4 protein-coding genes and 1 pseudogene are annotated in these 4,506 nt (G+C 37.0%); 4 read left to right on the top strand and 1 reads right to left on the bottom strand.

What is annotated here, in order from left to right; all coding sequences use genetic code 11:
* Positions 1 to 49 precede the first annotated feature (49 nt).
* The 4 genes and pseudogenes from OO184_RS24480 to OO184_RS24465 all read left to right on the top strand — a co-directional run.
* A pseudogene (locus OO184_RS24480) lies at positions 50 to 223 on the top strand (IS982 family transposase); the annotation flags it as partial.
* 788 nt (positions 224 to 1,011) lie between these two features.
* The gene (locus OO184_RS24475; protein ID WP_265381397.1) at positions 1,012 to 2,298 is read left to right on the top strand and encodes an MFS transporter; all 1,287 of its coding nucleotides are present in this window, start codon (positions 1,012 to 1,014) and stop codon (positions 2,296 to 2,298) included.
* A gap of 200 nt (positions 2,299 to 2,498) precedes the next feature.
* Positions 2,499 to 2,750, top strand: coding sequence for a helix-turn-helix domain-containing protein (locus OO184_RS24470; RefSeq protein WP_283256383.1), 252 nt, complete (start codon positions 2,499 to 2,501; stop codon positions 2,748 to 2,750).
* A gap of 783 nt (positions 2,751 to 3,533) precedes the next feature.
* Positions 3,534 to 3,815: a hypothetical protein gene (locus tag OO184_RS24465; RefSeq protein WP_265381396.1), complete on the top strand. Its 282-nt coding sequence runs from the start codon at positions 3,534 to 3,536 to the stop codon at positions 3,813 to 3,815.
* Positions 3,816 to 4,016: 201 nt separating this feature from the next.
* On the opposite strand, the gene OO184_RS24460 is transcribed toward OO184_RS24465, so the two are convergent.
* Entirely contained in the window at positions 4,017 to 4,340 is a 324-nt protein-coding gene (locus OO184_RS24460; RefSeq protein ID WP_265381395.1) for a hypothetical protein, read from the bottom strand.
* Positions 4,341 to 4,506: the final 166 nt, after the last annotated feature.

Here is a 4,506-nt window from a genome sequence, read left to right as displayed (position 1 = left end):
TCACGTACCGTTCTGCGAGAGGCTGCGGAGGTAGTTCCCGTGGTCTACTCAACCGATTAATGGGCAATTAAAAACTATTTCTCAAATAGAGCATTCCCGCCACCGAAGTATAAAAGGTTTTCTGTTGTGCGTTTTAGGTGGATTGATTGCTTACTGCCTTAAATTGAAGAAGCCATCACTGAAAGTTTTCTACTCAGAAGAAGATTTTTCAATGATGGCTTAAGCAGAATTCGGGTTAATTACAGAGAATTGTCAGCGCAAGAAAACCTGGAAATGCAGGCACGTGTTGAAAAGCGAATTGAACAGGCGAAAGAGTATAAAAAACGGCGAGGCATTTATTCTGCAATAGCTTCTGTCTTAAGGTTTATCAAGCGAGAAACTCATTGAGACGCGGGTATCTTTGCCTATATTGACACCAGATAGATTGATAGATTTGAGCAAGTCCAATATTCATCAAAATTAGTTTTGCAAACATGGATTTTACACATTTCGATTAAAAAACACTCTATTTGTTACTAACATTAATGCTGCCAAAAAATGGAATGCTATCACAAAAAGCAGATTTTGTTATCAGACTGTAAACTTCCTGCTTGACTAATGATGTCTTTTATTTAAAACTCATAATTATAACGTTTGAATTTCTGGAGATTGACTTTCATCATATAGAATATTTCCGATATAACGGTTAATTATCTGGATAAAAATCTGGAAACTACACGTAAAAAGTTAGGAAACTGGCATTGTTTCAAAAACAGTAGTACTTATTTTTTAACTTAAAAATTACAACGTTTGAAATTGATTTTATGATAAAAATATCGTGTTCGATCCTAATATTGCCGGGGAATAATTTAACTGAACAGGCCAACCTGTTGTGCAAATTGGAATACACAAATAGATTATAAAAATTGAAAAGACTTTTGCAATATAACGTCTGTCTGATAGTAAAGTAAAACTAAAATAAGTATTTAAAAATCTTGAATGCTGAAAAAATATTTAATTGTAGGGTTTGAAATGAAGCAGAATACGAGTGGTTTTTTAGGACGAATAGGTATACCCTGCACATTATCATGGGGATATTTGGGTATTTTGGCCTTCATGATTGGTAATGGAATAGAAATAGGTTGGCTAAGCCCCTATCTGGTAGATAATGGATTAAGTATCCAGGACGTTTCCACACTATTTAGCATTTACGGCATAAGTGTCGCCATATCTTCTTGGTTTGCTGGCGTATTTTTTGAGGCATTTGGGGCTAAACGAACCATGCTATTAGGCACAATTTTTTGTGTTGTTGGCACCGTAGGTTTCGTCAGCCTGGGCTTAAAAGAAATGTCGTATCCACTTTTGTTGATGGCACAAGCCGTTAAAGGTTTCGGATATCCGTTATTTGCTTACTCATTTTCAGTGTGGATTGCCTATAGAAGTCCTGTTGTCAAACTCAGTACAGCATATGGATGGTTTTATTTTGTTTTTTCAGGCGGAATGCAAGTATTAGCTACTTTTTATGCGAGTTGGGCAGTAGAAGAATTAGGTCATATTAATACGTTATGGACAACACTGATATTTATTATTGTTGGCGCTTTTTTTGCTCTGGTTCTCAATCGCGATAACATTAAACCCCAGAGTAACAATAATATCCTTGAAAATATAAAGGAAGTTTTGAAGGGGATAACTATTCTTAAGGAATATCCAAAATTATTTGTTTCTTGTATCCTTAGAATCATAAATTCACTTTCTCAATACGCTTTTCCTATTTATTTGCCGGTATATATGATTTCTCAGGGTTTTACTACAACTCAGTGGCTAAGCATTTGGGGAACTGCTTTTACGAGTAATATTCTATTTAATTTGGTCTGGGGTATAGTAGGAGACAAAATAGGTTATAAAAGGACGATTATTTGGTGTGGCGGGGTCCTGACGGGTGTTGCTTCATTGCTTCTGTTTTTCGCACCACAATTTGTTGGAACAAATTACGCCATAGTACTCATATGTGGAATTTGCTGGGGAGCGGGTGTCGCTGGTTATATCCCGTTGGATGCGATGTCCGCTAATATGGTAGAAAAAGACAAAGGGGCTGTCATGTCAGTACTGAATTTAGGGACAGGTTTATCTGTAGTGATTGGCCCTGCCATTGTTGGTTTATTTATAAATAGCATAGGAGCAGGTGGCGTCACTTGTATCGTTGCTACGCTTTATTTTGTCGGTGCTTTGATCACTAATTTTCTGGATGAACCTGAGAAGGTTTCTAAAGCCATTATTCAATCCGACGCTATTACAATGAATAAGCTTCCAAACTCATAAATGCGTGTTTAATTGGTCACGTATTCAAATTGTATATGGTTCTGTGTTCATGGATCTTGGTAAGAAATTTTTTGCCAGTGTGTCTGTTATCGCCCTTTTGATAACAGTTTTGGTAGAAAATTTCGTTCACCAGAAATGAACACTGGCTCATGGAGCCTGTTTAAATCATCATCATAAACCAATGGGAGAAGTAAGCCGATATGATATCAATTCAAAACGATTGGCATCCAGCAGATATTATTGCTGAATTGCGTAAACGTGGCACAACACTTGCAGCATTATCACGGGAAGCAGGACTAAGTTCATCAACACTATCAAATACGTTAGCTCGCCGATGGTCTAAGGGAGAAAAAATTATTGCGGACAAACTCGGAATACATCCTTCAGTTATTTGGCCCAGTAGATATTTTGATGAAAATAGAAATCCTATTAAGCGAAGTATTTATAAATAATGGGATTAATGATAAACATTCTATCTATCTCTGATAGAAATTCAATATGATTATTTCGAGGTGAAAATATAGAAAAATATATTTCATTAGAACAATCTATGTATAACTCAGGTATCACAATTCTTTATATGAGATGATCTTTGAAAAAGTCACTAAAGAATGTCCAGAATCATTGTTGAACCTTATTCCATTGACCTGTGATATAAATGAAGACGTTCATAGTGCTCTTGCCGCACATGATGAGAAAAAGAATATTGATGTTGTGAATAACCCAGAATTGACTAAAAAACTTTCAAATATTTATTCGAGAGAATGGTAAGTATAATTTAAGCGTTACCTTTGTATCTTTATTTATATGTTTTAATTAAGGCAGGTAACGCTTTTTAAGTTGCTCTTCGTACATATCAGTTTAAGAGCTGTCCTAAATAACTGATCCCAATTGCGCTACGTTTTGGCCATACCATGCCCGGCTCAACCGTCGATATCAATCTTTGGTTAAACAACCTATGACTCTTGCCACTTCCCTTGCACTGACGATTAAAGATATAGCCAGTGCCCAGAAGAGCGCCTTTGCCACCACTCAAGCCGTCTAACGGTTTCTCAACAATCACCGCATCTTATTTCATTAGCTCAATCAGCCGATGATTGAACTAACCCGACAGAGCATTGCTCAAAATCTTCATACTTATGCCTTGGTCGTTTATGATAGGTCTCGTTTACAATTTGCCTCATATCACCATAAACCCCATTGGCTTCAGATGACGCATGTCCGGGATATCGGTTATGAACTTGCTAGTTGATGCCGCATCCGGTCTGCCAATCGTCCCATTAACACAGTCACTGACGGATAATGCCAGGTGTCACTCGACACAGGATAAAAACCGGCTTCCTCTGGAGGCACATCTGGATGCGTTGACGGTCAGTATCAGCCAGATTAAGGAAACATCTAGCGGAGCTAATATTACCATTGTATTTATGCATGTTGCTCTGAAAAGTGTAATAACCGTTCAGCAAAATGTGTTGCCAAGCTACCGGGGATATCCGGGCGAGTACTTATTCGTATAGATGTGAATCAAGCGCCTGATGTTGTATGGCCTTCGTCGCTTAAATAAATGAAAGCCGGGAGACCGGCTTCATATTCTGCCTGTACGGCAGTTTATTTAAGGAGAAAAGAACATATTTCTAAGCTACTTGTTCAGTAGTATCAATGCAGCATACCGCTCTTAAATGCCTGAGTCTAGATGCGAGCGAGCATATCCTATCATTTTATATATTAAATTCAATGGCTATATTAAGACTGTTATTGATGATGTACAAGTCAACATCTCTCATATCAAACGGAAACCCAACAATCCCGGTAATTGCTTTAAAGTCAGCTAGCTGGTATCTAATGTGCTTTGCTCTATTATCACATTGTTGCATTTCTTCTGAAAAAGGCTCACCGCCATACTTCAACATGCTGTTAGATACTTCAATATAATCAATAATAAGTTGCTTGTGTTTCAAAATATACGATGGAAATTCATAGTCTCCGATCGGTTCCGGGAGTAAAAATTTACAGTTGTTTATATTGATAAGAACATATTGCATAATGTACCTTTTATATATATGGATTTGAGTTGAAATACTTGGTTATTCATCATCGCTATAATATTCACGATATTTCTTTAACTCAGAACCGCGTAAATCAGTCGGAAGCTTGTTGATTTCAAACCATTCTGGGTATTTTTTTGCGGAATTTTTATAATCATCTTTC

The organism is Photorhabdus aballayi (genome assembly GCF_026153155.1).
Taxonomy (GTDB): Bacteria; Pseudomonadota; Gammaproteobacteria; order Enterobacterales; family Enterobacteriaceae; genus Photorhabdus; species Photorhabdus luminescens.
Note: the sequence above shows the minus strand (reverse complement) of the source record. Positions and strands in the feature narration are given on the sequence as shown.